The 24,371-nt window shown below is 56.4% G+C and carries 22 protein-coding genes; 9 read left to right on the forward strand and 13 right to left on the reverse strand.

The features are described from left to right. Positions 1–45 precede the first annotated feature (45 nt). The 4 genes from htpX to ACOTXI_RS04775 form a co-directional block, all read right to left on the reverse strand. Positions 46–927: a protease HtpX gene (htpX, locus tag ACOTXI_RS04760; RefSeq protein WP_014884290.1), complete on the reverse strand. Its 882-nt coding sequence runs from the start codon at positions 925–927 to the stop codon at positions 46–48. Between the two features lie 193 nt (positions 928–1,120). Then, on the reverse strand, positions 1,121–3,169 hold the full coding sequence (gene prc, locus ACOTXI_RS04765; protein WP_008500478.1) for a carboxy terminal-processing peptidase: 2,049 nt from the start codon (positions 3,167–3,169) through the stop codon (positions 1,121–1,123). A gap of 19 nt (positions 3,170–3,188) precedes the next feature. Beyond that, entirely contained in the window at positions 3,189–3,875 is a 687-nt protein-coding gene (gene proQ, locus ACOTXI_RS04770; protein ID WP_008500477.1) for an RNA chaperone ProQ, read from the reverse strand. Between the two features lie 96 nt (positions 3,876–3,971). Further along, the gene (locus tag ACOTXI_RS04775) at positions 3,972–4,469 is read right to left on the reverse strand and encodes a GAF domain-containing protein (RefSeq protein ID WP_008500476.1); all 498 of its coding nucleotides are present in this window, start codon (positions 4,467–4,469) and stop codon (positions 3,972–3,974) included. 132 nt (positions 4,470–4,601) lie between these two features. Here ACOTXI_RS04775 and yebS point away from each other — a divergent pair, with 132 nt between their 5' ends. The 4 genes from yebS to ACOTXI_RS04795 all read left to right on the forward strand — a co-directional run bounded on the left by yebS (position 4,602) and on the right by ACOTXI_RS04795 (position 10,353). Then, positions 4,602–5,885, forward strand: coding sequence for a membrane integrity lipid transport subunit YebS (gene yebS, locus ACOTXI_RS04780; RefSeq protein ID WP_008500475.1), 1,284 nt, complete (start codon positions 4,602–4,604; stop codon positions 5,883–5,885). Beyond that, positions 5,854–8,487 (forward strand): PqiB family protein, encoded by a 2,634-nt coding sequence (locus ACOTXI_RS04785; protein ID WP_008500474.1) that lies wholly within the window; start codon positions 5,854–5,856, stop codon positions 8,485–8,487. Before yebS ends, ACOTXI_RS04785 begins: the two co-directional genes overlap by 32 nt. A 77-nt stretch (positions 8,488–8,564) precedes the next feature. Next, positions 8,565–10,007, forward strand: a complete 1,443-nt coding sequence (gene rsmF, locus ACOTXI_RS04790; RefSeq protein ID WP_046092768.1) for a 16S rRNA (cytosine(1407)-C(5))-methyltransferase RsmF — start codon at positions 8,565–8,567, stop codon at positions 10,005–10,007. A 106-nt stretch (positions 10,008–10,113) separates the two neighbouring features. Continuing rightward, positions 10,114–10,353 carry a YebV family protein gene (locus tag ACOTXI_RS04795; protein WP_008500472.1) on the forward strand — a complete coding sequence of 80 codons (240 nt, stop codon included), beginning with the start codon at positions 10,114–10,116 and terminating at the stop codon, positions 10,351–10,353. A 34-nt stretch (positions 10,354–10,387) separates the two neighbouring features. Here ACOTXI_RS04795 and pphA read toward each other — a convergent pair whose 3' ends face one another. After that, the gene (gene pphA / locus ACOTXI_RS04800; RefSeq protein ID WP_045372529.1) at positions 10,388–11,032 is read right to left on the reverse strand and encodes a protein-serine/threonine phosphatase; all 645 of its coding nucleotides are present in this window, start codon (positions 11,030–11,032) and stop codon (positions 10,388–10,390) included. Positions 11,033–11,198: 166 nt separating this feature from the next. Here pphA and ACOTXI_RS04805 point away from each other — a divergent pair, with 166 nt between their 5' ends. Then, positions 11,199–12,140, forward strand: a complete 942-nt coding sequence (locus ACOTXI_RS04805; RefSeq protein ID WP_058653385.1) for a VirK/YbjX family protein — start codon at positions 11,199–11,201, stop codon at positions 12,138–12,140. Between the two features lie 405 nt (positions 12,141–12,545). On the opposite strand, the gene ACOTXI_RS04810 is transcribed toward ACOTXI_RS04805, so the two are convergent. Genes ACOTXI_RS04810 through yobA form a run of 3 tightly spaced genes read right to left on the reverse strand, consistent with a single transcriptional unit; the run spans position 12,546 to position 14,143 of the window. Beyond that, on the reverse strand, positions 12,546–12,884 hold the full coding sequence (locus tag ACOTXI_RS04810; protein ID WP_008500468.1) for a YebY family protein: 339 nt from the start codon (positions 12,882–12,884) through the stop codon (positions 12,546–12,548). Positions 12,885–12,900: 16 nt separating this feature from the next. Then, positions 12,901–13,770, reverse strand: a complete 870-nt coding sequence (gene copD, locus ACOTXI_RS04815; protein ID WP_058653387.1) for a copper homeostasis membrane protein CopD — start codon at positions 13,768–13,770, stop codon at positions 12,901–12,903. Between the two features lies 1 nt (position 13,771). Then, the gene (yobA, locus tag ACOTXI_RS04820; protein WP_058653388.1) at positions 13,772–14,143 is read right to left on the reverse strand and encodes a CopC domain-containing protein YobA; all 372 of its coding nucleotides are present in this window, start codon (positions 14,141–14,143) and stop codon (positions 13,772–13,774) included. 137 nt (positions 14,144–14,280) lie between these two features. Here yobA and ACOTXI_RS04825 point away from each other — a divergent pair, with 137 nt between their 5' ends. The 3 genes from ACOTXI_RS04825 (at position 14,281) to exoX (ending at position 15,959) form a co-directional block, all read left to right on the forward strand. Further along, complete coding sequence (locus tag ACOTXI_RS04825; RefSeq protein WP_008500465.1) at positions 14,281–14,511, forward strand: DNA polymerase III subunit theta; 231 nt, start codon at positions 14,281–14,283, stop codon at positions 14,509–14,511. Between the two features lie 110 nt (positions 14,512–14,621). Next, positions 14,622–15,272, forward strand: a complete 651-nt coding sequence (locus ACOTXI_RS04830) for a carbon-nitrogen hydrolase family protein (RefSeq protein ID WP_008500464.1) — start codon at positions 14,622–14,624, stop codon at positions 15,270–15,272. 24 nt (positions 15,273–15,296) lie between these two features. Further along, positions 15,297–15,959: an exodeoxyribonuclease X gene (gene exoX / locus ACOTXI_RS04835; RefSeq protein ID WP_008500463.1), complete on the forward strand. Its 663-nt coding sequence runs from the start codon at positions 15,297–15,299 to the stop codon at positions 15,957–15,959. On the opposite strand, the gene ptrB is transcribed toward exoX, so the two are convergent. Continuing rightward, positions 15,956–18,016, reverse strand: a complete 2,061-nt coding sequence (ptrB, locus tag ACOTXI_RS04840) for an oligopeptidase B (RefSeq protein WP_058653390.1) — start codon at positions 18,014–18,016, stop codon at positions 15,956–15,958. The two genes, exoX and ptrB, sit on opposite strands and share 4 nt — an antisense overlap. 85 nt (positions 18,017–18,101) lie before the next feature. Then, complete coding sequence (locus tag ACOTXI_RS04845) at positions 18,102–18,752, reverse strand: tellurite resistance TerB family protein (RefSeq protein WP_058653392.1); 651 nt, start codon at positions 18,750–18,752, stop codon at positions 18,102–18,104. A 171-nt stretch (positions 18,753–18,923) separates the two neighbouring features. Between ACOTXI_RS04845 and purT the strand changes: the two genes are divergently transcribed. Continuing rightward, a complete protein-coding gene (purT, locus tag ACOTXI_RS04850; protein ID WP_058653394.1) occupies positions 18,924–20,102 on the forward strand; it encodes a formate-dependent phosphoribosylglycinamide formyltransferase in 1,179 nt (392 codons plus the stop codon). A gap of 41 nt (positions 20,103–20,143) precedes the next feature. On the opposite strand, the gene kdgA is transcribed toward purT, so the two are convergent. The 3 genes from kdgA to zwf form a co-directional block, all read right to left on the reverse strand. After that, entirely contained in the window at positions 20,144–20,785 is a 642-nt protein-coding gene (gene kdgA / locus ACOTXI_RS04855; RefSeq protein WP_008500459.1) for a bifunctional 4-hydroxy-2-oxoglutarate aldolase/2-dehydro-3-deoxy-phosphogluconate aldolase, read from the reverse strand. 39 nt (positions 20,786–20,824) lie between these two features. After that, complete coding sequence (gene edd / locus ACOTXI_RS04860) at positions 20,825–22,636, reverse strand: phosphogluconate dehydratase (RefSeq protein ID WP_023325516.1); 1,812 nt, start codon at positions 22,634–22,636, stop codon at positions 20,825–20,827. 233 nt (positions 22,637–22,869) lie between these two features. After that, complete coding sequence (zwf, locus tag ACOTXI_RS04865) at positions 22,870–24,345, reverse strand: glucose-6-phosphate dehydrogenase (RefSeq protein WP_008500457.1); 1,476 nt, start codon at positions 24,343–24,345, stop codon at positions 22,870–22,872. Positions 24,346–24,371: the final 26 nt, after the last annotated feature.

The raw sequence follows: 24,371 nt of genomic DNA on the forward strand, positions 1-24,371 counted from the left end.
GCCGGGCGGAGTGTTCTCCTGCCCGGCTTATTGTGTTTTGTTGCGTTACTTCAGGTATTCCCCACTGCGCAGCGCTTCAATACGTTTATCCAGCGGCGGGTGAGACATAAACAGCTCGCTCAGCGATTTGGATTTACCGTTAATGCAGAAGGCCATCATGCTGTTCGCTTCCTGCGGCTCGTAGGAGGTTTTCAGACGCTGCAGCGCGGCAATCATCTTCTCGCGACCAACCAGCTTCGCAGAACCGGCATCCGCGTGGAATTCACGGTGGCGGGAGAACCACATCGTGATGATGCTCGCCAGAATACCGAATACCAGTTCCAGCACCATCGACACGGCAAAATAGATCAGCGGGTTGCCGTTGCTCTCTTCGCCTTCGTCACGGTTGCCGCCCATGAAGCCAGCGGCAATCTGCGCCAGAATACGGGAGATAAAGATCACGAAGGTGTTTACCACGCCCTGAATCAGGGTCATGGTCACCATGTCACCGTTTGCGATATGGCTGATTTCGTGGGCGATAACCGCTTCGGCTTCGTCACGGCTCATGTTCTGCAGCAGTCCGGTGCTAACAGCGACCAGTGACGCATCGCGACGGGCACCCGTGGCGAACGCGTTGATGTCCGGAGCATGGTAAATGGCCACCTGCGGCATGGCGATCCCGGCCTGACGGGACTGCTGAGCCACCGTATTCATCAGCCACTGTTCCATATCGTTACGCGGCTGTTCAATAACCTCACCCCCTACCGATTTCAATGCCATCCACTTCGACATCAGCAGGGAGATGAACGAGCCACCAAAACCAAACAGCAGCGCCATAATCAACAGACCCTGAACGCTGCTCGACTGAATTCCTGTCAGGCTTAGCACGAGCCCGAAAACCACCATCACCGCCAGGTTGGTGAGCAGGAAGAGCGCGATTCGCATCATAATTTTCTTTTTACCTCAGTTTAACAAAACGCACTATGCGATTACCCACATCGTATGGGTATTGCGGCTATTTTCAAGCATCCTGAGGGCGTAAGTCACCAGAAAGACACAACTTTACACAATTGAAAATCTGGCTGACGGAAGGATGAAGAACAAAAAGAAACAGGCACAATCTCTTGTGCCTGTTGGGAGGTTATTTTGCCGGAGCGGGCTGTACGGCAGGTTTCTCTTTTTCCTGATTCGCCAGGTCGAGCGCGATATGCACCGTCTCGTCGAGATACGGATCCGGCTCCTGGTAATCTTTTGGCAGATCGTCCAGTTTCTTGAGCAGAGGTTTACCTTCACGCTTGAAGCGATCGTTGATACGCGCCAGGCGGGTTGCATCGTCTTCGTTGTTCTCTTTTTCACGCTGCGCGTAGTTCAGAGAAACGATATTCCGCTTATCTTTCAGGGCATTGAATCGGGCAATATCCTTCAGGATGTACTGGAACTCCGGATCTTTCGCGATGCGGTCGTTATGCGCCTTCAGCAGCTCAGGGCCAAATTGCGTCATATCACCCGCTTTCACGTAGGTCGCGGCATTGATGCTGTCCCACGGCAACGCGTTATCTTCAAACTTCTCGCCAGTTTCCGTCTCCTGGGTGCCTGTCGGCATGATGATGTCCGGCGTGACACCCTTACGCTGCGTACTGCCGCCGTTTACGCGGTAGAATTTCTGAATGGTGTACTGAACCGAGCCCAGTGCAGGCCATTCCGGACGCAGCATTTGATCGTAAATCCGATTCAGAGAGCGGTACTGCTGAACGGTGCCTTTACCGAAGGTTGGCTCACCGACGATCAGCGCGCGGCCGTAGTCCTGCATGGCAGCGGCGAAGATCTCAGATGCAGATGCACTGAAGCGGTCAACCAGAACCACCAGCGGGCCTTTGTAGTAGACCACACCGTCATTGTCCGCATCTTCACGCACTTTACCGTTGTTATCGCGCACCTGAACCACCGGGCCAGATGGGATGAACAGGCCAGAGAGTGAAACCGCTTCCGTCAGCGCCCCGCCGCCGTTACTGCGCAGGTCGATGATGATGCTGCTGACGTTCTGCTTTTCAAGTTTCTGCAGCTGAACTTTCACATCGTCAGTCAACCCGACGTAGAAGCCAGGAATATCCAGGACACCCACCTTCTCTTTACCCACGGTTTTCACCGACATTTTCACCGCGCGATCTTCCAGACGGATACGCTCACGGGTCAGGGTAACGATACGGGTTTTGGTGCCTTTTCCGGCTGGCAGAATTTCCAGACGAACCTTACTGCCCTTCGGACCTTTGATCAGCGCAACCACGTCATCAAGACGCCAGCCGATCACATCGACCATGTTCTGGCCGGTTTGTCCCACACCCACAATGCGATCGCCTACGCTAATGGCTTTGCTTTTGGATGCCGGACCACCCGCGACCATCGAATTGATCACCGTATAATCATCGTCCATCTGCAGCACCGCGCCGATACCTTCCAGAGACAGGCTCATTTCGGTATTAAACTGCTCGGTGTTGCGAGGTGAGAGATAGTTGGTGTGCGGATCGATTTCGTGCGCAAAGGCCGTCATGGCCAGTGAGAAAACATCCTCACTGTTGGTCTGTGCCAGGCGACGAATGGCAAATTTGTAACGACGCGTCAGCGTGTCACGGATCTCTTTTTCGTCTTTGCCGGTGAGCTTAAGGCTCAGCTCGTCGTATTTCACTTTGCCGTCCCACAGCGCATTCAGCTCGGCTTCATCTTTTGGCCAGGGCGCTTTGCTGCGGTCCAGATTGAAGGTGTCGTTGCCGGTGAAGTCCATCGGACGTTCCAGCACTTTCAGCGCGTACTGATAGCGTTCGAAGCGGCGCTTTTGCGACAGGTTGTAGAGATCGTAGAAGAGATCCAGCTTACCTGACCGCAACTCGTCACCCACCTCGGATTTCCGCTTAGCGAACTGCTCGACATCGCTGGCGAGCAAAACGTTATGGCTGTAATCCAGCAAGTTCAGATAGCGGTCAAAGATTTTGGCCGAAAAGGCCTGATCGAGATCGAACTGACGATAGTGCGAACGGGTGAAACGTGAGGTCACGCGCTCGCTCACCGTCGCGTGCTGCGTCTCTTCCTTGAGTACCGGAATTTGATCAACACGCGTGATATCGTCCACTGCAAAGGCGTGACCTGTTATAGCAAACAGGCCCGCCAGCGCGGTGAGCTTAAAAAAAGTGTTCATGCCAGGCTTGGCCTCCGTTTCAGAACAACAAGTGTTCTGCGCGTACAATCATTGACATACCAGAAGTCAGCTGTACACGAACGCCATCTTTGGTGATTTCCAGTACGGTGGCGTCCATAGCATTGTTACCCGCTTTTACCTTCAGCGCCTGACCCACGCTCAGGGCGTTAATGTCAGAAACCGGCGTATGGCGCGGCTCTTCACGAGGCGCACGCGGGGCTTTTGCTGCTGGTTTGTCTGCACGCGGTTTGCGATCGTTATTATCGTGACGACGCGGCGCAGAGCGTGGTTTACGCTCACGACGAGGCGCTTCTTCCTGGCCGTTTGCCGCGGCGGCTTCGCGTTTTTTCGCTTGCTGTTCCGCACGTTGTGCCTGAACGCGTGCTTTGGCTTCTTCCAGCTGCTTGCGCGCGTGCTCAACGTGCTGCTCGTCCAGCTCACCGCAAGGGTTGCCGTCGAGATCCACGCGGGTCGCGCCAGGTTTGATACCGTACAGGTAACGCCAGCTCGAAGTATAAAGACGTAAGGCGGAACGCAGCTGAGTTTTGCTGAGGTTCATTTCCCCTTCAACACGCGCCACCAGATCCTGAAAAATACCGACTTTCAGGGGACGAGCTTCGCCTTCCGCGCTGAAGCACTGCGGGAAACGCTCGGCCAGAAATGCGATAACTTCTTTACTGCTATTCAACTTAGGTTGATTTTCCATGAAATTTCCTGATTACAACGGACGTTGCCAACAAGCGCAGGCATGAACAGGCGTCATTATAATGACGCTATCAGTAAATGCTACGTTATCCGTTGATTATCCTGCGACGCTCGCAAAGAATTTTTGATAATCGGTTGCTGCGAGTACGTTTTCCAGATTCGCCACCAACTCGCGCAGCCCCTGTTCGTCCTCGGTTGTAAAGCGACTGAAGACCGTACTGTCGATGTCCAGAACGCCAATAATCTGATTTTTGACCACCAGCGGCAGAACGATTTCAGAATTACTGGCGGCATCACAGGCGATGTGCCCGTCAAACGCATGAACGTCTTCCACACGCTGGACCTGATTCTCGGCCACCGCCGTGCCGCATACGCCACGCCCAACCGGGATACGCACGCAGGCCAGTTTGCCCTGGAACGGACCGAGCACCAGCGTTTCACCTTCCAGAAGGTAAAAGCCCGCCCAGTTCACGTCAGAGAGACGTTCAAACAGCAATGCGCTAGTATTTGCCAGAGTGGCTAAGAAGCTGGTCTCACCCGCCATCAATGCCTTAAAATCGCGGTTCAGATCCGCGTAGAATTCTGTTTTGTTCATTATTCAATCACTTAGTTGTCTTACAAAATTACCGCATAGCCTATTAAAATAAGCATTAAATGCGCTCATGCTCAAGATGAATCCGTTCATGAGTTATTATAACTTTCAACAATACTTATTTGTGCGCAGCTGATGGCCTTAAAAACAACCAAAATTACGCCGACAAGAAAGATAACTGTCCATACGGTAAGCGAAGCTTTGCCTCGTGCACATTATCAGCGTTGCCCCCAGTGCGATACGCTTTTTATGTTGCCGAAGATGAAATCGCACCAAAGTGCCTTCTGTCCCCGCTGTGACGCCAAAATTCGCGATGGCCGCGACTGGTCGTTGACCCGCCTCGCCGCCATGGCCGTTACCATGCTGCTGCTGATGCCCTTCGCCTGGAGTGAGCCGCTGCTAAAACTCTACCTGCTCGGCGTGCGCATTGACGCCAACGTGCTGCAGGGCATCTGGCAGATGACCCGTCAGGGCGATCCCATCACCGCCGCGATGGTGCTGTTCTGCACCGTCGGCGCACCGCTGGTGCTGGTTGCCGCCATTGCCTATCTCTGGTTTGGCAATATTCTTGGCATGAACCTTCGCCCGGTGCTGCTGATGCTGGATAAGCTCAAAGAGTGGGTCATGCTGGATATTTATCTGGTGGGCGTGGGGGTTGCGTCAATAAAGGTGCAGGACTACGCCTTTTTGCAGCCCGGCGTCGGACTCTTTGCCTTCATCTGTCTGGTATTGCTGAGCATCCTGACGCTGATCCACCTGAACGTTGAGCAGCTCTGGGAGCGATTCTACCCTCAGCGCCCCGCCACGCGTCCCGATGAAAATCTGCGCGTCTGTCTGGGTTGCCACTATACCGGGTTACCCGACACGCGCGGACGCTGCCCGCGGTGCCACATTCCGTTGAGACTGCGGCGCAATAACAGCCTGCAAAAATGCTGGGCGGCGCTGATCGCCTCCCTGGTGTTCCTGATCCCCGCCAATATGCTGCCGATTTCCATCATTTACGTGAATGGTGGACGTCAGGAGGATACTATCCTATCCGGGATTATCTCCCTTGGGCACAGCAATGTCGGGGTGGCGGCAATCGTCTTTATTGCCAGTATCCTGGTTCCCTTTACCAAAGTGGTGGTGATGATTACCCTGCTCATCAGCATTCACTTAAAGTGTGAACAAGGTTTACGGACCCGCATTTTGCTTCTGCGATTCGTCACCTGGATTGGCCGCTGGTCAATGTTAGATCTGTTCGTGATTTCGCTGATGATGTCGCTCATCAATCGCGATCAGTTACTTGCTTTTACAATGGGACCCGCGGCTTTTTATTTCGGCTCTGCGGTGATATTGACTATTCTTGCTGTGGAATGGCTGGATAGCCGCTTACTTTGGGATGCACATGAGTCAGGAAACCCCCGCTTCGCCGACTGAAGCGAGAATTAAAACAAAACGCCGCATTTCGCCATTCTGGTTGCTGCCCGTCATCGCCCTGATGATTGCAGGCTGGCTTATCTGGACAAGCTATGAGGATCGCGGCAGTACCGTCACCATTGATTTCCAGACCGCCGACGGCATCGTCGCCGGGCGAACCCCCGTTCGCTTCCAGGGGGTTGAAGTGGGTACGGTTCAGGATATCTCCCTTGGAAAAGGGCTGAACAAGATTCAGGTGCGGGTCAGCATTAAATCTGACATGCAGGATGCCCTGCGCAGCGAAACGCAGTTCTGGCTGGTGACGCCAAAAGCCTCGCTGGCCGGTGTTTCCGGTCTGGATGCGCTCGTCGGCGGTAACTATATCGGCATGATGCCCGGCAAAGGCGAACCGCAGGATCACTTTGTGGCTCTGGATACGCAGCCCAAATACCGCCTCAATAACGGCGATTTGATGATTCATCTCCAGGCGCCGGACCTCGGTTCCCTGAACAGCGGCTCCCTGGTCTATTTTCGTAAGATCCCGGTTGGCCGCGTGTACGATTATGCGATTAACCCGAATAAACAGGGCGTCACCATTGATGTGCTGATCGAGCGCCGCTTCACCAATCTGGTGAAAAAGGGCAGCCGCTTCTGGAACGTGTCCGGCGTGGATGCCGACCTCAGCCTGAGCGGTGCAAAAGTGAAGCTGGAGAGTCTGGCCGCACTGGTGAACGGCGCCATCGCCTTTGACTCCCCGGAAAACTCAAGCCCTGCCACGGCTGATGACACGTTCGGATTGTACGCCGATCTGGCGCACAGCCAGCGCGGCGTGATCGTCAAACTCGCCCTTCCCGATGCTAAAGGACTAAAAGCGGGTTCAACGCCGCTGATGTATCAGGGTCTGCAGGTCGGCCAGCTCACCAAAATGACGCTCAACCCGGGCGGATCGGTCACTGGCGAAATGACGGTCGATCCGAGCGTGGTCGATCTCCTGCGCGAGAAAACGCGCATCGAAATGCGCAGTCCAAAGATCTCCCTGAACGATACCAGCCTCAGCACGCTGCTGACCGGCAATACCTTTGAGCTGATCCCCGGGGAAGGTCAGCCCAGCAATAGCTTCGTGATTGCCCCGGCGGATAAAGCCCTGCTGCAAAAGCCGGGCGTCGTGACGGTTACGCTCAATGCGCCAGAAAGCTATGGCATTGAAGCTGGTCAGCCGTTGATTTTACACGGCGTGCAGGTGGGACAGGTGCTGGAGCGCAAGCTCTCCGCGGATGGGGTGCAATTCTCCGTTGCCATCGACCCGCAATACAGAGACCTGGTACATGGCGACAGTAAATTCGTGGTGAACAGTCGCGTCGACGTGAAGGTAGGACTGGACGGCGTGGAGTTTCTCGGCGCCAGCGCCAGCGAATGGGTGAACGGCGGCATCCGTATTTTGCCGGGGGATAAAGGTCCCGTGCGCGACAGCTACCCGCTGTATGCCAACCTTGAGAAAGCGATTGAAAACAGCCTGAGCGATCTTCCTACCACCACGCTGACGTTAAGCGCCGAGACCCTGCCGGACGTTCAGGCGGGCTCCGTGGTGCTGTATCGCAAGTTTGAAGTCGGGGAAGTGATCGCCGTTCGCCCGCGTGCCGACGCCTTTGATATCGAACTGCACATCAAGCCGGAGTACCGTAAGCTGCTGACGCCGAACAGCGTCTTCTGGGCCGAAGGCGGTGCGAAAGTGCAGCTGAACGGTAACGGACTGACCGTACAGGCCTCTCCGCTGTCACGCGCGCTGCGCGGGGCGATTAGCTTCGATAACCTCAGCGGAGCGGGCGCGAACCTGCGTAAAGGCGATAAGCGAATTCTCTTCCCGTCCGAGACCGCCGCACGCGCCGTGGGCGGGCAGATTACCCTGCACGCGTTTGATGCCGGTAAGCTGGCGGAAGGCATGCCGATCCGCTACCTGGGCATTGATATCGGGCAGATCCAGAAGCTGACGCTGATCACCTCGCGCAACGAGGTGCAGGCTACCGCCGTGCTCTACCCGGAATATGTGCAGACCTTTGCGCGCGCGGGTTCGCGCTTCTCGGTGGTGACACCGCAGATCTCGGCCGCAGGCGTTGAGCATCTCGACACCATTTTGCAGCCGTACATCAACGTTGAGCCCGGCCAGGGCAATGCCCGTCGTGATTTCGAGCTGCAGGAAGCCACGATCACCGACTCGCGCTACCTTGGCGGCCTGAGCATCGTGGTGGAAGTGCCGGAAGCCGGCTCGCTGAGCATCGGCACCCCTGTGCTGTTCCGCGGCATTGAGGTCGGTACGGTCACGGGCCTGACGCTCGGGACGCTCTCCGACCGCGTGATGGTGGCGCTACGCATCAGCGAACGCTACCAGCACCTGGTGCGTAATAACTCGGTGTTCTGGCTGGCATCCGGCTACTCGCTGGACTTCGGCCTGACGGGAGGCGTGGTGAAAACCGGGACCTTCAACCAGTTCATTCGCGGCGGTATTGCGTTTGCCACACCGCCGGGGACGCCGCTGGCGCCGAAAGCGCAGCCGGGTAAACATTTCCTGCTGCTCGAAAGCGAACCGAAAGAGTGGCGCGAATGGGGAACCGCCCTGCCGCGTTAATCTGCAAGGCTCCGGTGTCAACGCACCGGAGCCTTTATGTTACACTGCGCACCTGAACTTTTCCCTGTGGTGTGCCCGTGGCTCAAAACTCCGTATTTCTTCCTGAACAATTCCTGGCGCAGATGCGCGAGGCGCTTCCTTCTCACCTGTCGTTAGACGATTTTATCGCCGCCTGCCAGCGTCCGTTACGCCGCAGTATTCGCGTCAACACGCTGAAAATCAGCGTCGAGGATTTTCTGGCGCTGGTCGCGCCCTACAGCTGGCAGCTTACGCCGGTACCGTGGTGCGCTGAGGGGTTCTGGATCGAGCGCGATGACGAAAACGCCGTGCCGTTGGGAAGCACCGCTGAACATCTGAGCGGCCTGTTCTATATCCAGGAAGCCAGCTCGATGCTGCCGGTGGCTGCTCTGTTTGCAGAGGGCAATGCGCCCGAGCGCGTGATGGATGTGGCCGCGGCGCCCGGCTCAAAAACCACGCAGATTGCCGCCCGTATGGGTAACCGCGGCGCGATCCTCGCCAACGAGTTTTCCGCCAGCCGCGTGAAGGTATTGCATGCCAACATCAGCCGCTGCGGTATTCATAACGTTGCCCTGACGCACTTCGACGGCCGCGTGTTTGGCGCTGCCCTGCCGGAAGCCTTCGACGCCATTCTGCTGGACGCTCCCTGCTCCGGCGAAGGGGTGGTGCGTAAAGATCCCGATGCGTTAAAGAACTGGTCCGTGGAAAGCAACCTTGAGATCGCCGCCACGCAGCGGGAGTTGATCGAGAGCGCATTCCATGCCCTTCGCCCTGGCGGCACGCTGGTCTATTCAACGTGCACCTTAAACCGCGATGAAAACGAAGACGTCTGCCTGTGGCTGAAAGCGCAATACCCGGATGCGGTCGAATTCCTGCCGCTTAACGATCTGTTCGCCTCGGCACAGGAGGCGATTACGCCGGAGGGTTTCCTCCACGTATTCCCGCAGATTTACGACTGCGAAGGCTTCTTTGTGGCACGTCTGCGTAAAACGCAGGCGGTTGCTCCCCTGCCCGCCCCCAAATTCAAGGTCGGCAACTTCCCGTTTGCCCCCCTCAAAGGTCGCGATGCAGCACAGCTTGTCGCCGCCGCCGAAAAAATTGGCCTGGTCTGGGATGAGAGCCTGCACCTCTGGATGCGTGATAAAGAGGTATGGCTGTTCCCGGCTGAGATCGAGCCGCTCATCGGAAAGGTCCGTTTTTCCCGAATCGGGATCCGCCTGGCGGAAGTGCATAATAAAGGCTATCGCTGGCAGCATGAGGCCGTCATCGCCCTTGCCGGGCACGAGAATACCTTTGCCCTGACGCATCAGGAAGCCGAAGAGTGGTACCGTGGTCGCGATGTCTATCCTGACAGCACGCCATCAGGCGATGAAGTGATCGTGACGTATCAGGGATACCCGCTCGGGCTGGCAAAAAAAGTCGGTTCACGACTGAAAAACAGCTATCCGCGCGAGCTGGTCCGGGATGGACGACTGTTTACCGGTAACGATCGCACGGCCTGAAAAAAAGCGCATTTTTTTACTGGCGATTTTGCTCTCCTTGTCTACGATCAAAAATGGGTGGCCGTACTGGTCATACCAGATTTTGACAACCGACCCGGAGAGCACTATGACGAAAACCAGCGTGCGTATTGGCGCTTTTGAGATCGACGACGCAGAACTGCGCGGCGAAGCGCAAGGCGATCGAACGTTAAGTATTCCCTGCAAATCCGACCCTGATTTGTGCATGCAGCTCGATGCATGGGATGCAGACACCAGCGTCCCGGCAATACTTGATGGCGAACATTCTGTTCTTTACCGTGAGCATTACGATAGTAAAACCGATGCCTGGGTCATGCGTCTTGCCTGACCTAAAGAGAACCCGCCCGAAGGCGGGTTATTTATTACTGCAGCTGCGCCAGCGTAAAGTAACCGTCAAATACGGCGCCCGTATCAATGTAGTGGAGATTGTCAAAATCATACCTTCTGTCGACGGGCGTATGTCCGAACCAGAAATGATCCGCACCGCTAATGCCCTGCCCTTTACCCACCATGAACCCCATCAACCGATCGCGATCCCATAAAACGCGCTGGGCGCTCACCGGTTTTTGCCAGCGGTATTCCGCTCCCGGATAATCCGCATGGGCGATCACGTTCAGACCGTTCGCACAGGTTATCTCGATGATATGCGGTAAATCGTGACAGGCCTCGAGCAACGATAGCGCAAGCTGTTGCTGGTCCCGTTCAAGTTGCCTGAACCATATTCCGCCATTCATTGTCCAGAGTGAAAAATCGTTATTATCCAGACTGTCGAGCGCCATTTGCTCATGGTTGCCCCGGACGGCACGAAACCATTTTTCATTGATAAGCTGTAATGATTTAACGCTGTCCGGACCGCGATCGATCATATCCCCAACGGAAATGAGCAAATCCTCATACGGATTAAAATGACGGCGTTTAAGCTCATCCATAAGCCGCTGATAACAGCCATGTATATCGCTGACCACCCAGACGTGACGCCACATTCCACCTTCAATTCGCTGATACATAGCCCCTCCTTTTAACAGTATAGCCGCCACAGAAAGGGCAACAGCCGGGCGTGGTCCTCACGAAGTGAAACAAACGGTAAACCAAACAGAAATAAAGATCCTCGCGCTATTAATCCCTTTTTCCTGGCTCTTTAGAATAAGGGTATAAAAAAAGAGGGGTCTTCACGTGTCTAATACGCACCTGCATAACGATGTTTTCTATCCGCATCGCACAAATATTATTTCTGAGCTGGTGAACGGCAAACGCGTCCCGGGGCCGATTTGGCGCAAGCGCGAATATCGCCTGAAGTTCCTGTTACGTTCGCTGGTGTTCTGGTCTTCTACCCATCGCATGCTGGAGGCGCTTTCTGGTCGCGACGATTTCGACAGACTTCTGGCCTCTCAAATTACATTGCCGAGCAAAACCCACCGGCAGTACCTGATGCGCGGTTTGACGGCTAACGATCGCGCCGACGCGATCGTTAGCCATTATTACTGGATTGATAGCCTGAAAGAGAGCGGCCTCGCCCTGGCACTGACCAGCCCACAGGAGAAGCCCGTTGCGCAGTTCCATGCAAAAGACGGAGTTATCTATACGGTTAATGCGTCCTCTGCGGGGAAAGCCGAGCGTGAAGGCGAAAGCACGCTTTGGCTTCGCGACAACAAGGATACGCTGCTGGCCAGCCTGACCTTTAGCGTCGCGCGCAGCAATGGGCAACAGGTCATGGTCATCGGTGGGCTTCAGGGCCCCCGCCGCAGCGTAACGCGTGACGTGATTAAACAGGCCACCCGCGCCTGCCACGGTTTGTTCCCTAAGCGCGTGTTGATGGAAGTGCTTTTCCAGCTGGCTGCACAGTCCTCCGTCCGGGCGATTTTTGCCGTCAGCGATGAGGGCCACGTATTCCGCGCGCTGCGCTATCGCCTCAGCAAAGGACGCCATTTCCACGCCAGCTATGATGAATTTTGGGCCTCTCTGGACGGTAAAAAGCTCTCAGCCTTCTGCTGGCAGCTGCCGCTACAGATGGCGCGTAAATCGCTTGAAGAGATTGCCAGTAAAAAACGCGCTGAATACCGCCGTCGTTTTGAGCTGCTTGATGAAATTGAGGCGTCGGTTAAGTCGCACTTTTAGACCCCGCACGCGCTTTCTTGAATTGCACACGAAAATTTAACAAAACAGGCAAAAAGGGCTGGACTACAGCATGCCGTAGTGTGTTATGTTTTAACCAGACGTACAGGACGTGCGCTGCAGAAGTGAGACAACGAAAGGATTAGTCTTTTACTTTCATGCAGATAAAAAGAGACCGAATACGATTCCTGTATTCGGTCCAGGGAAATGGCTCTTGGGAGAGAGCCGTGCGCTAAAAGTTGGCATTAATGCAGGCTAAGTCGCCTTGCCTTTTAAGAATAGATGACGACGCCAGGTTTTCCAGTCCACAGCTAAAGCGGTCGGAAAAAAAGCGCCAGAGCATCATAAAATGTGAAAAACCGCAGTGCTTTCGCAAGCATCTGCGGTTTTTTATTGGAAACCTGAACGTTAGCAGAGCTTGTCGGCGCGCTCGATAAACGGGGCCAGACTCATTTTCTGTCCCGGATTCGCCGGGTCATCGATCTGAATGATGCTAATCGGCTGGCCGCTGCTCTTGCCGCTGGCCACCTGCTGCTCGGCGGTTTCATTTAACGGGTATTGCACCAGCGTGCTCGGGTTGATGGCATACAGCGCATGGCCCGGACGGCAGGTCAGCATCACCTCTTCGCGGTTGAACGCCCATTTATCCTTACCCACTTCAAAACGGCTGACGGTGATAACCTGCGGTGCGGCAAACGCGCTCCCCGTGCAGGCCAGCAATATGAGAGAAAGTACTGTCTTTTTCATATGATATTTAACCTTGTCAGAAGGGTTCCCAGGTGGCGAACAGACTGACCGTTGCCAGTACCAGCGCCCCCAGCACCACTTCTGCCTGTGTCATCCTGATAAAAATCTGTTGTGCTCGCCCGGTCTCCGGACGAAACCGTGGCACCAGAAAATACCGATTTGCCAACGCAATTACCACCATCAACGCCACCAGCGCACATTTGAACAACAAAAACTGCACGTAGTCAGCCTGCCAGGGAATATGGACGCCCAGTATCATGAGCGCATTGATCGCTCCGCTGAGCAGCACGCCCGCGACCGCATAATGGCCCACGCGCGAGAAGCGCATCATGGTATAGATGGAGGCATTCTGCCAGCGCCCTTTCGCCAGACGCATGCAGAACAGCAGGGGCAGTAATCCGCCAAGCCAGGTAGCAGCACAGATCAGGTGAAAAGCGTGATTAAGGCGCTGCAACGCCCCCATCGGACCGTCGTTCATCGCCGCGTGCCCTACCCCCGCCAGCAGGATAAGCTGCCCCATGGCGAGCAGCAGCAGCCGCGAACCTTTCAGCGGCGCGAGCCATGCTGCAGCGACCGTCATCGCAGCGAGAATCATTTGCCACAGCCAAACGCCGCCAAACTGTGTCCTCATTACGCCGGACCAGACCTGTGGGGCAAATACATCGCCCCAGCCGTTACCCATCTGCCCGCCCTGAAGCATAAACATCAGGAGTGCAGCCGCCAGGCTCACAAAAGCCGCCACTTTCTGCTGCAGCTGGAAACGTCGGGACATCAGCCGCTGGAGAGAGGAAGGCGTAAACCAGACGCTGTAAAGCGCGTTGCCAAAAATCAGCATCAGCGCCCCGAAATGGATAAAGCGCAACCCGATATAACACAGCGCCAGCATGCTATTTCACGCTAAAGTGGTAGCTACCTTTGGTTTTATGACCGTCTACCGAGACGACATGCCAGTCTACCTGGTACGTCCCTGGCGTCAGCGTTTGATCCAGCGGAACGGTGAGCTGCTCCTTGTTCTTTTCGTCGCGCGTGGCGGTTCCCGTTTTGATGACCTGCTTTTGCGCATCCGTCACCACCACACCGCTAAATCCCGGTTCGATGCCTTCTGAAAAATTCAGCGTAAGTGCCTGCGGAGCGCTCACCACGCTGTCCGCTGCCGGGATCGGCTGCTTAAGGTGCGCATGCGCCAGCACGGAGGGGGTCATCATTGTAGAGGCCAGAAAAACCAGTGCGCTTACCGCGCGGGAAGCGGAGAAACCCATCGCAATCATTCCTTTTTGTTATGTCTGTATGCTAAAGAATAACGCTGTATAATAAACGAGTCGAGGATCATCCTGCCTCCGCTTGTCATCGTCGTGCAATCGCGGTAACGTTGCCGCCGCATAAAAAGGAGAAGGTAATGAAGATCAATCTGGCCGCCCTTCCACAGGACGAGATGGATAAAGTGAATGTCGATCTCGCTGCCGCTGGCGTCGCGTTTAAAGAGCGTTACAACATGCCTGTCGTGGCTGAAGTCGTTGAACGGGAACAGCCCGCCCATCTGCGCGACTGGTTTCGCGAAAGACTCATCGCCCACCGTCTCGCCTCGGTCAACCTCTCCCGTTTACCGTACGAACCTAAAGTTAAATAAGCTTAACGAGCCGTTACACTTCCTTACGCTGAATCTGGCAGGATAAGAAAACCCTGATAAATTTAGGTGTATTCTTAAATCCCTGCGACTCAGTGTATAAGGAAGTCACGATGTCACATTGGAATATAGCGGCGGCCCAGTATAGCGGGCAGCATCAGAGTGTCGATGACCATATCACGCACCACCTGCGCTTCATCGCCGAAGCAGCACGGCAAGGGTGCGATCTGCTGGTGTTTCCTGAACTGTCATTAACAGGCTCGGGAACGACGACGTTACCTCTCCCACCCGGCGACGCCCAGCTGGAACCGCTGCTCGACGCGGCGCATCGTTACCGAATAACCGTGATTGCCGGGCTCCCCGTGGAGCGGGATGGTCAGCGCCAGAAAGGTCTCGCGCTCTTCACCCCCGCTCGTCAACGCATCCTTCGCTACCCGCAAGGTGGCGGAGCCAGCCTGGTGCCGGGAGAGAAACAGCTTAGCATTATTGATGCGCATGCCGATTCCCCCAATCTCGATCCCAGAGCGTCGCTGTTTACCAGCTGTCAGTCAGTGGAGGATAACCGCTGGCGGCAGTCCATCAGTACCCTGCAGCGCTTCGCGCATAAATATGCCATAGCGGTGCTGATGGCGAACGCCTGCGGCGGTAGCGCGCTGTGGGATGAAAAAGGCCAGCTGATCGTTCGCGCGGATAAGGGCGAGCTGCTGTTGACCGGCACGCTCGGCGGAGAGGGTTGGCAAGGCGATATCATTCCTTTAGGCTAGGCGTTTTAAGCTCAGGAGAGTTCAATGCTGCGCGTCATCGATACCGAAACTTGCGATCTTCAGGGCGGAATTGTGGAAGTGGCCTCTGTCGACGTGGTTGATGGTAAAATCGTCAACCCAATGAGCCATCTGGTGCGTCCTGACCGCCCCATCAGCCCTCAGGCGATGGCTATCCATCGCATTACCGAATCGATGGTGGCGGACAAGCCGTGGATCGAAGAGATCATTCCCCACTATTACGGTAGCCCGTGGTACGTCGCGCATAACGCCAGTTTTGACCGCCGGGTGCTCCCTGAGATGCCGGGGGAATGGATTTGTACTATGAAGCTGGCGCGTCGCCTCTGGCCGGGCATTAAATACAGCAACATGGCGCTGTACAAGTCCCGCAAGCTCAGCGTCCGCACGCCTGAGGGGCTTCATCATCACCGCGCCCTGTACGACTGCTATATCACCGCCGCGCTACTCATCGATATTATGAACACCTCAGGCTGGACGCCGGATGATATGGCGACCATCACCGGCCGTCCCGCACTGCTGACCACGTTTACCTTTGGTAAATACCGGGGCAGAGCGGTGTCGGATATTGCGGATAAAGACCCGGGCTATTTACGCTGGCTGTATAACAACCTCGACAAAATGAGCCCGGAACTGCGCCTGACGCTGAAACATTATCTGGGCGAAGCTTAACGCTCTGCACGGCCTGGCAGCGTCTCCTGCGCCAGGCCAATCAGGAAGGCATACTCCAGCGCCACCCCTTCATACGATTTAAATCGTCCCGATTTCCCGCCGTGTCCGGAATCCATGTCGGTACACAGCAGCAGCAGGTTGTCGTCGGTTTTCAGCTCCCGCAGTTTCGCCACCCATTTTGCCGGCTCCCAGTACTGCACCTGAGAGTCATGCAGACCGGTGGTGACCAGCATGTGGGGATAGGCTTTCGCCTCGACGTTATCGTAAGGGCTGTACGTTTTCATATAGCGATAGTAAATCTCATCCTGCGGATTCCCCCACTCTTCAAACTCCCCGGTCGTCAGCGGAATGGATTCATCGAGCATGGTCGTCACCACATCGACAAACGGCACCTGCGCGACAATCCCCTTAAAGCGTTCGGGACGCTGGTTGATCACCGCCCCCATCAGCATGCCTCCCGCGCTGCCGCCCATGCCAAAGCAGAGTTTCGGATCGCCATAGCCCTGATCAATCAGCGCATCGCAGACGTCGAGGTAGTCATTGAAGGTGTTTTTCTTTTTCAGGAATTTCCCGTCCTCATACCAGTGCTGCCCCAGCTCACCGCCGCCGCGAATATGGGCGATGGCGAAAACAAAGCCGCGGTCGAGCAGGCTTAAACGGCTGCTGCTGAAATCAGCATCCATGCTGGAGCCGTAGGAGCCGTAGCCGTACACCAGGATCGGTTTTTTGCCTTTCTGGAAATGGGCTTTGTGATAGACGAGCGAGACGGGGACCTCGACGCCATCCCGGGCGGTGACCCACAGGTGCTCGCTGCGGTAGTTTTCGGACTCAAACCCTTTAACCTCGGTCTGCTTTATCACCTGACGCTGCCCGGTATCCATGTCCAGCTCAAACAGGGTGTCCGGTGTGGTCATGGAAGAATAGCCGTAGCGCAGCCGCGAGGATTCAGGTTCCGGGTTGAAACCAATCCACGTCACATAGGCTGGGTCGTCGAACGCGATCCCCACCACTTCCCGCGTTTTACGGTTGATTTGCCGGATGCTGGTCAGCCCGCGCTGGCGCTCCTCCACCACCAGCCAGTCGGTGAACAGGGTAAACCCTTCCAGCATCACCTGATCCCGCGCGGGGATAAGCACCTCCCACTTGCGCTCATCGCGCACTTTGGTTTTATAGAGGCCAAAGTTTTTACCCTCGCGATTCGAGCGCAGATAAAAGCTGTGCTGGAAGTGATCCAGGCTGTACTCATGATCCTTTCGGCGCGGCAGGAAACAGAGCGGCTGGGCGTCCGGCAGTTCGGCATCCAGCAGCAGGACTTCCGACGTCGTGGCGCTGGCCAGGAAGATAATGACATAGTGGCGCGAAGAGGTTTTATGCAGGCTGACATAAAACGTTTCGTCTTTCTCTTCGTAGACCAGCTCGTCGTCTGCGGAGTCCGTTCCGATGGTATGCCGCCATACCTGATAGGGCAGCAGCGTACAGGCGTGCTTTTTGACGTAGTACACCGTCTCGGAATCATTCGCCCAGACAAAATCCGGGGAGACGTTTTCCAGCATTTCCGGATACCAGTTGCCGGTGTCCAGATTGCGAAAACGCAGGCCGTACTGGCGACGGGAGAGATAATCCTCCGCCAGCGCCATTACCGCGTTATCCGGCGAAATGGACATGCCGCCCAGAGTATAAAACTCGCTGTGGGCCGCGCGTTGGTTGGCATCCAGCAGAATATCCCACGCATCCCATTCGGCGCTCAGGACGGACTGACGCTGGTAGATGGGATACTCGTTGCCGGGCTCATAAATATGGCGATAGCGATAGCCATTTTTGGTCCAGGGCGCGGAGATATCGCGCTGAGGAATACGCTGCACCATTTCATTCAGCAGCTGGTCCTGAAGCGTCTGTTGGCTGGACATGACCTTGCGGCCATAGTCGTTTTCCTCGTGCAGGTAGTCGAGCACCTCTGGCCGGGAGCGCGAATCGTCCCGTAGCCAGTAATAGTTGTCTACACGCGTATCGCCATGCGTGGTGATCGCATAAGGTATACGTCGGGCTTTCGGTGGCATGTCGTCATTCTTTTTCGTTTTACACCCTATAAGGTTGGCAAAACCCACGCATGATGCAAGCGAAACAGGGTTGCAACGGCGAGAACTATCCCTGTAACGCCTGTTTTTGTTCCCGAATATCCCGCTCAATGCCCTCACGCACGTCCTGCGGGATCTTCAGCGCGTCGCCAAGCGCATTCAGGTAGCTGCGCTCCATAAAGTGATCGATATCGATGGCGGCACAGCTGAGGAAATAGAGTTCAAGCGCCTCTTCCTCATTTTTCACGCTTTGCGCCAGACGCTGCGGATCAAGGGGCTGTTCGATGGCCTGCGCCACCAGCGCTCTGCCCTTCTCTTCGACGCCGGCTTCGCGCAGCTGCTGTTCGATCGCCAGTCGTTCCTTATCGTCGATATGTCCGTCACTTTTCGCGGCAAAAACCAGCGCAAGAATGAGCCTCTCGGTACGCAGATCCAGCGGCGAGGTGTGCTCGCCGTAGTGCGGTTCATCACTGTGCGCGTTCCGGACCCTGTCCTTGTATTTATTCCACAGGACGGTGCCCGCAATGGCGCCCCCACCGGCCAGCAGCGCGCCTGTCCCGTACTTTGCCAGCAGCTTGCGCGAGGATTTATTCGCGACCAGCAGGCCTGCCAGCCCGCCGAGCGCCCCGGGCACCAGCAGTTTGCTGAGATCCCGCGCGCCGGAAGACGACGTTTTCTGCCCTAACAGTGATTGCAATTGATTTAGCCAGCCAGACATGGTTTCCCTCACTTAACGGTGAACATGTTCCACAGCGTAAGCGAGCAGGCGTCAGGAAATGTCTGGACGGGCTAAAGAAGCGCAAATTTCTTCTCCCCTCACCTGGCCGTGCACAAGACAGACGCAAACGTTTTCGTTTATACTGCCCGCAACTTTTTCAGGGGGATTGTTATGATTCGTTTAGGAACCGCGCTGCGACCTGCGGCGACGCGAGTGATGCTGTTGGGATCGGGCGAGCTGGGAAAAGAGGTCGCCATTGAGTGCCAGCGTTTAGGCGTGGAAGTCATTGCCGTAGACCGCTACGCTGATGCACCTGCCATGCACGTCGCCCATCGTTCTTATGTGATTAACATGCTGGACGGCGATGCCCTTCGTGAGCTGATTTCACGCGAGAAGCCTGATTTCGTTGTACCGGAAATTGAAGCCATCGCAACCGACACGCTGATTGCGCTTGAGCAGGAAGGCCAGCGCGTGGTGCCCTGTGCGAAAGCCGCAAAGCTGACCATGAACCGCGAAGGCATTCGTCGTCTGGCGGCAGAAGAGCTCGGGTTGCCCACGTCGAGCTATCGTTTTGCTGGCGATAAAGCCGCATTCCTGCAGGCCGTTGAGGAGATTGGTTACCCGTGCATCGTTAAGCCGGTGATGAGCTCCTCCGGTAAAGGACAGAGCTTTATCCGCGACAGCAGCACGCTGGACAAGGCGTGGGAGTACGCCCAGCAGGGTGGCCGCGCCGGTGCCGGTCGCGTGATCGTTGAAGGGGTGGTGAAGTTTGATTTCGAGATCACCCTGCTGACCGTCAGCGCCGTTGACGGCGTCCATTTCTGCGACCCGATTGGCCACCGCCAGGAAGATGGCGATTACCGCGAATCCTGGCAGCCGCAGCAGATGAGCGCCCTGGCGCTGGAGCGTGCGCAGGCGATCGCCCGTAAAACCGTCCTGGCGCTGGGCGGCTATGGCCTGTTTGGCGTGGAGCTGTTTGTGTGCGGCGATGAGGTGATCTTCAGCGAAGTCTCCCCTCGCCCGCATGACACCGGCATGGTCACGCTGATTTCGCAGGATCTCTCCGAGTTCGCCCTGCACGTGCGCGCCTTCCTCGGCCTGCCCGTCGGCGGTATCCGTCAGTACGGCCCGGCCGCCTCGGCGGTGATCCTGCCGCAGTTAACCAGCCAGAACGTTACGTTTGATAACGTCGAAGCGGCGGTGGGTGCCGGGTTGCAGGTCCGTTTGTTCGGTAAGCCGGAGATCGACGGTACCCGTCGTCTTGGCGTGGCGTTAGCCACCGGAGATAACGTTGACGACGCCGTGGCGAGAGCGAAAGCGGCCGCAGCAAGCGTTAAGGTAACGGGATAAAAAAACGGGCCGAAAGGCCCGTTTTTCATGCGGCGAATGACTTACTGCTTCGCGCCTTCTACCGCTTCGCGAGCCAGTTTGGTGATGCGATCCCAGTCGCCCGCTTCCAGCGCATCCGCCGGAACCAGCCATGAGCCACCGATGCACAGCACGCTTTTCAGCGCCAGGTAGTCACGGTAGTTGGCAGGAGAGATACCGCCCGTCGGGCAGAAGCGTACCTGAGAGAATGGACCGGCAATCGCCTGCAGCGCTTTGGTGCCGCCGTTCGCTTCCGCCGGGAAGAATTTGAACTCTTTCAGACCGTAGTCCATGCCCAGCATCAGTTCAGAGACGGTGCTGATGCCCGGGATCAGCGGAATAGTGCCTTCGGTCGCGGCTTTCAGCAGCGACTCGGTCAGGCCCGGGCTGATGGCAAACTGTGCGCCCGCTTCGGTCACTTCAGCCAGCTGTTTTGCGTTCGTTACGGTACCCGCACCGATAATGGCGTCCGGCACTTCTTTGGCAATCGCGCGAATGGCATCCATCGCGCAGGCGGTACGCAGGGTCACTTCCAGAACGCGAACGCCGCCCGCAACCAGCGCTTTCGCCATCGGTACAGCGTGCTCCAGCTTGTTTACCACGATAACCGGCACGACAGGGCCAGTGGTCAGGATTGCTTCTGCACTTGTTTTCCAGTTTTTCATCAGAGTCTTCTCTCGCCAGATCGTTAAAATCAAGTCGTCTTAAAACGTAATACAGGTTGCGCCCTGCTCAGCACCGGAGAGGTTCTCACGCAGTGCGCCAAACATTTCGCGTCCTGTTCCCACGCGCGACGCGCTCAGGTCAGGAATATGGGGCTGACGTGCCGCCAGCTCGGCGTCATCCACCAGCAGGGTTAACTCGCCTGTCTGACCGTTAACGCGGATCATGTCACCGTCACGCACTTTCGCCAGCAGGCCGCCGTCGTACGCTTCCGGCGTCACGTGGATAGCTGATGGCACTTTACCTGAGGCGCCAGAGAGGCGTCCATCGGTCACCAGTGCAATTTTGAAACGGCGGTCCAATAATACACCAAGTGGTGGCATAAGTTTATGTAATTCTGGCATCCCGTTGGCTTTAGGCCCCTGATGACGCACCACTACCACGCAGTCTTTGTCGAGCAGACCGGCGTCAAAGGCAGGTAATACGTCGTGCTGGCTTTCAAATACCACCGCTGGCGCTTCGATAATCTGGTTCTCTTCCGGTACGGCAGAGGTCTTCATTACCGCGCGACCGAGGTTACCGCTCAGCACCTTTGTGCCGCCGTGAGGTGAGAACGGTTTGTCGATGGTGGCGATAACCTGCGCATCAAGAGATGCGGTCGCCCCTTCGCGCCAGTCCAGCTCGCCGTTGTTCAGCCATGGCTCCTGGGTGTAGCGCTGCAGGCCAAAGCCCGCTACGGTGTTAACATCTTCATGCAGCAGACCGCCCTTCAGCAGCTCGCGCATGAGCAGCGGTACGCCGCCTGCGGCCTGGAAGTGGTTGATGTCCGCCGGACCGTTTGGATACAGGCGCGCCATCAACGGCACCACGGAAGAGATCTCGGAGAAGTCATCCCAGTTAATCAGAATGCCCGCGGCACGCGCCATGGCCACCAGGTGCATGGTGTGGTTGGTCGAACCGCCGGTGGCCAGCAGCGCGACAATCCCGTTGACGATAACTTTTTCGTCGACCATTTTGCCCATCGGCATCCATTCGTTGCCGTTTCCGGTCAGACGCGTGACCTGACGGGCCGCAGCCTCGGTCAGCGCCTTGCGCAGCGGTGCATCCGGCTGGATAAAGGACGAGCCCGGAAGCTGCATCCCCATAAACTCCACCACCATCTGATTGGTGTTGGCCGTACCGTAGAAGGTACAGGTGCCCGGCGCGTGGTAGGATGCAGCTTCCGCTTCCAGCAACGCCTGACGATCTGCTTTTCCTTCCGCGTACAGCTGGCGAATGCGCACTTTTTCTTTGTTCGGCAGGCCGCTTGCCATTGGGCCCGACGGCACGAAGATCGCAGGCAGATGACCAAACGACAGCGCGGCCATCACCAGGCCCGGAACAATCTTGTCGCATACGCCGAGATAGAGCGCACCATCAAACATGTTGTGTGACAGGCCCACCGCCGCGGACATGGCAATGACTTCACGGCTCAGCAGGGAGAGCTCCATACCGTCCTGACCCTGCGTCACGCCGTCGCACATGGCGGGTACCCCCCCCGCCACCTGGCCGACCGCATTCACGCTGTGCAGCGCTTTACGGATGATGTCCGGGTAAACCTCATAGGGCTGATGCGCGGAGAGCATATCGTTATAGGCGGTAATGATGGCGATATTGTTACGCAACATGCTTTTCAGCGACGCTTTATCGTCAGGCTGGCAGGCGGCGAAGCCGTGCGCCAGGTTACCGCAGGCCAGCTGGGAGCGGTGAACGGTGTTGCTCTTCGCCTGTTCAATCCGGGCGAGGTAGGCCGAACGGGTCTCTTTCGAGCGCTCAATAATGCGCTGTGTTACGCGTAACAATGTCGGATTCATAAAAGCTCCTCTCATTTATCTGTCCGGGCTCGGGAGTTTACAAAGTCGCTGGCAGTTGTTAACAACGCTGAAACGCTTGCTGTCCGGAGCTCAGGGGCAAAATCACTTCCGGCAGTGTAATAAAAAAAGCTCCGCGGGTGAATCCACGCGGAGCTTAAAAGTTGAAAATTGTGCCACGAGCTGTGTTAGATCATGTTACCGGTAAAATAACACTTTCGGGCTAGCGGATTATCTTACTCAAACTCGTTCCAGGAGCGGCCATCACGGGTGATCATTGCCACCGACGCGACAGGTCCCCATGTGCCCGCCTGATACGGTTTTGGCGCATCCTGATCGGCAGCCCAGGCTTCGGTGATGGAGTCGACCCATTTCCACGCCTCTTCCACCTCATCGCGACGCACGAACAGCGCCTGGATACCGCGCATGGTTTCCAGCAGCAGACGCTCGTAAGCATCGGCCAGGTGTGTCTGGTTGAAGGTTTCGGAGTAGCTCAGATCCAGCTTGGTGGTCTGCAGGTTGTGTTTATGATCCAGGCCCGGCACTTTGTTCAGGATCTGGATATCCACGCCCTCGTCCGGCTGCAGACGAATGGTCAGCTTGTTCTGCGGCAGCTCCTGCCAGGACTCTTTGAACAGGTTCAGTTCCGGGTTCTTAAAGTAGACTACCACTTCGGAACATTTCGCAGGCAGACGCTTACCGGTGCGCAGGTAGAACGGAACCCCCGCCCAGCGCCAGTCGTCGATGTCCACGCGGATGGCCACGAACGTCTCGGTGTTACTGGACTTGTTCGCGCCCTCTTCTTCCAGGTAGCCAGGCACCTTTTTGCCTTGCGCAAACCCGGCGGTGTACTGGCCGCGAACGGTTTTCTCGCGCACGTTGGAGCGGTCGATGCGGCGCAGCGACTTCAGCACTTTCACTTTGGCGTCACGGATGCTGTCCGCCGTCAGGTCAGACGGTGGAGACATGGCAATCATGCACAGAATCTGCAGCAGGTGGTTCTGAATCATGTCGCGCATCTGACCGGCCTGGTCAAAGTAACCCCAGCGGCCTTCAATCCCCACCTCTTCCGCCACGGTGATTTCCACGTGGTCGATGGTGCGGTTGTCCCAGTTGTTCACAAACAGGGAGTTAGCAAAACGCAGCGCCAGCAGGTTCAGCACCGTCTCTTTACCGAGATAATGGTCAATACGGTAGACCTGGCACTCTTCAAAGAACTCGCCCACCTGGTCGTTGATTTCACGCGAGGTTGCCAGGGACGTGCCCAGCGGCTTCTCCATCACGACGCGCGCCGGTTTGGCGTTCAGTTTGGCTTCGCCCAGGCCCTTGCAGATGGCGCCGAAGGTGCTTGGCGGCATGGCGAAATAGTTAATGGTGACACGGTTTTTCTGATCCAGCATCGCGCCCAAGCGAGCGAATGCGCTGACGTCATTCACGTCAAGGTTGCAGAAATCGAGACGACCGCTCAGGGTATCCCACAAACTTTCATCAATTTTTTCCTTCATGAAAGTTTCGAGCGCCTCGCGGACGACTTTGGTATAAGCGTCCTTGTCCCAGTCGGCGCGCCCAACACCCAGGATACGGGTATCCGGATGAATTTGGCCCGCTTTCTCCAGTTGATACAGGGAAGGCAGCAATTTTCGGCGTGCAAGATCGCCTTTCGCGCCGAAAATGACCAGGTCACATGCCTGGGCTGTTTGCGTTACCGCCATGTCATTCTCCTCAGTTGGATCACCTG

The organism is Enterobacter cloacae complex sp. BZL2005, from assembly GCF_049238885.1.
In the GTDB taxonomy this organism is placed as follows: domain Bacteria; phylum Pseudomonadota; class Gammaproteobacteria; order Enterobacterales; family Enterobacteriaceae; genus Enterobacter; species Enterobacter roggenkampii.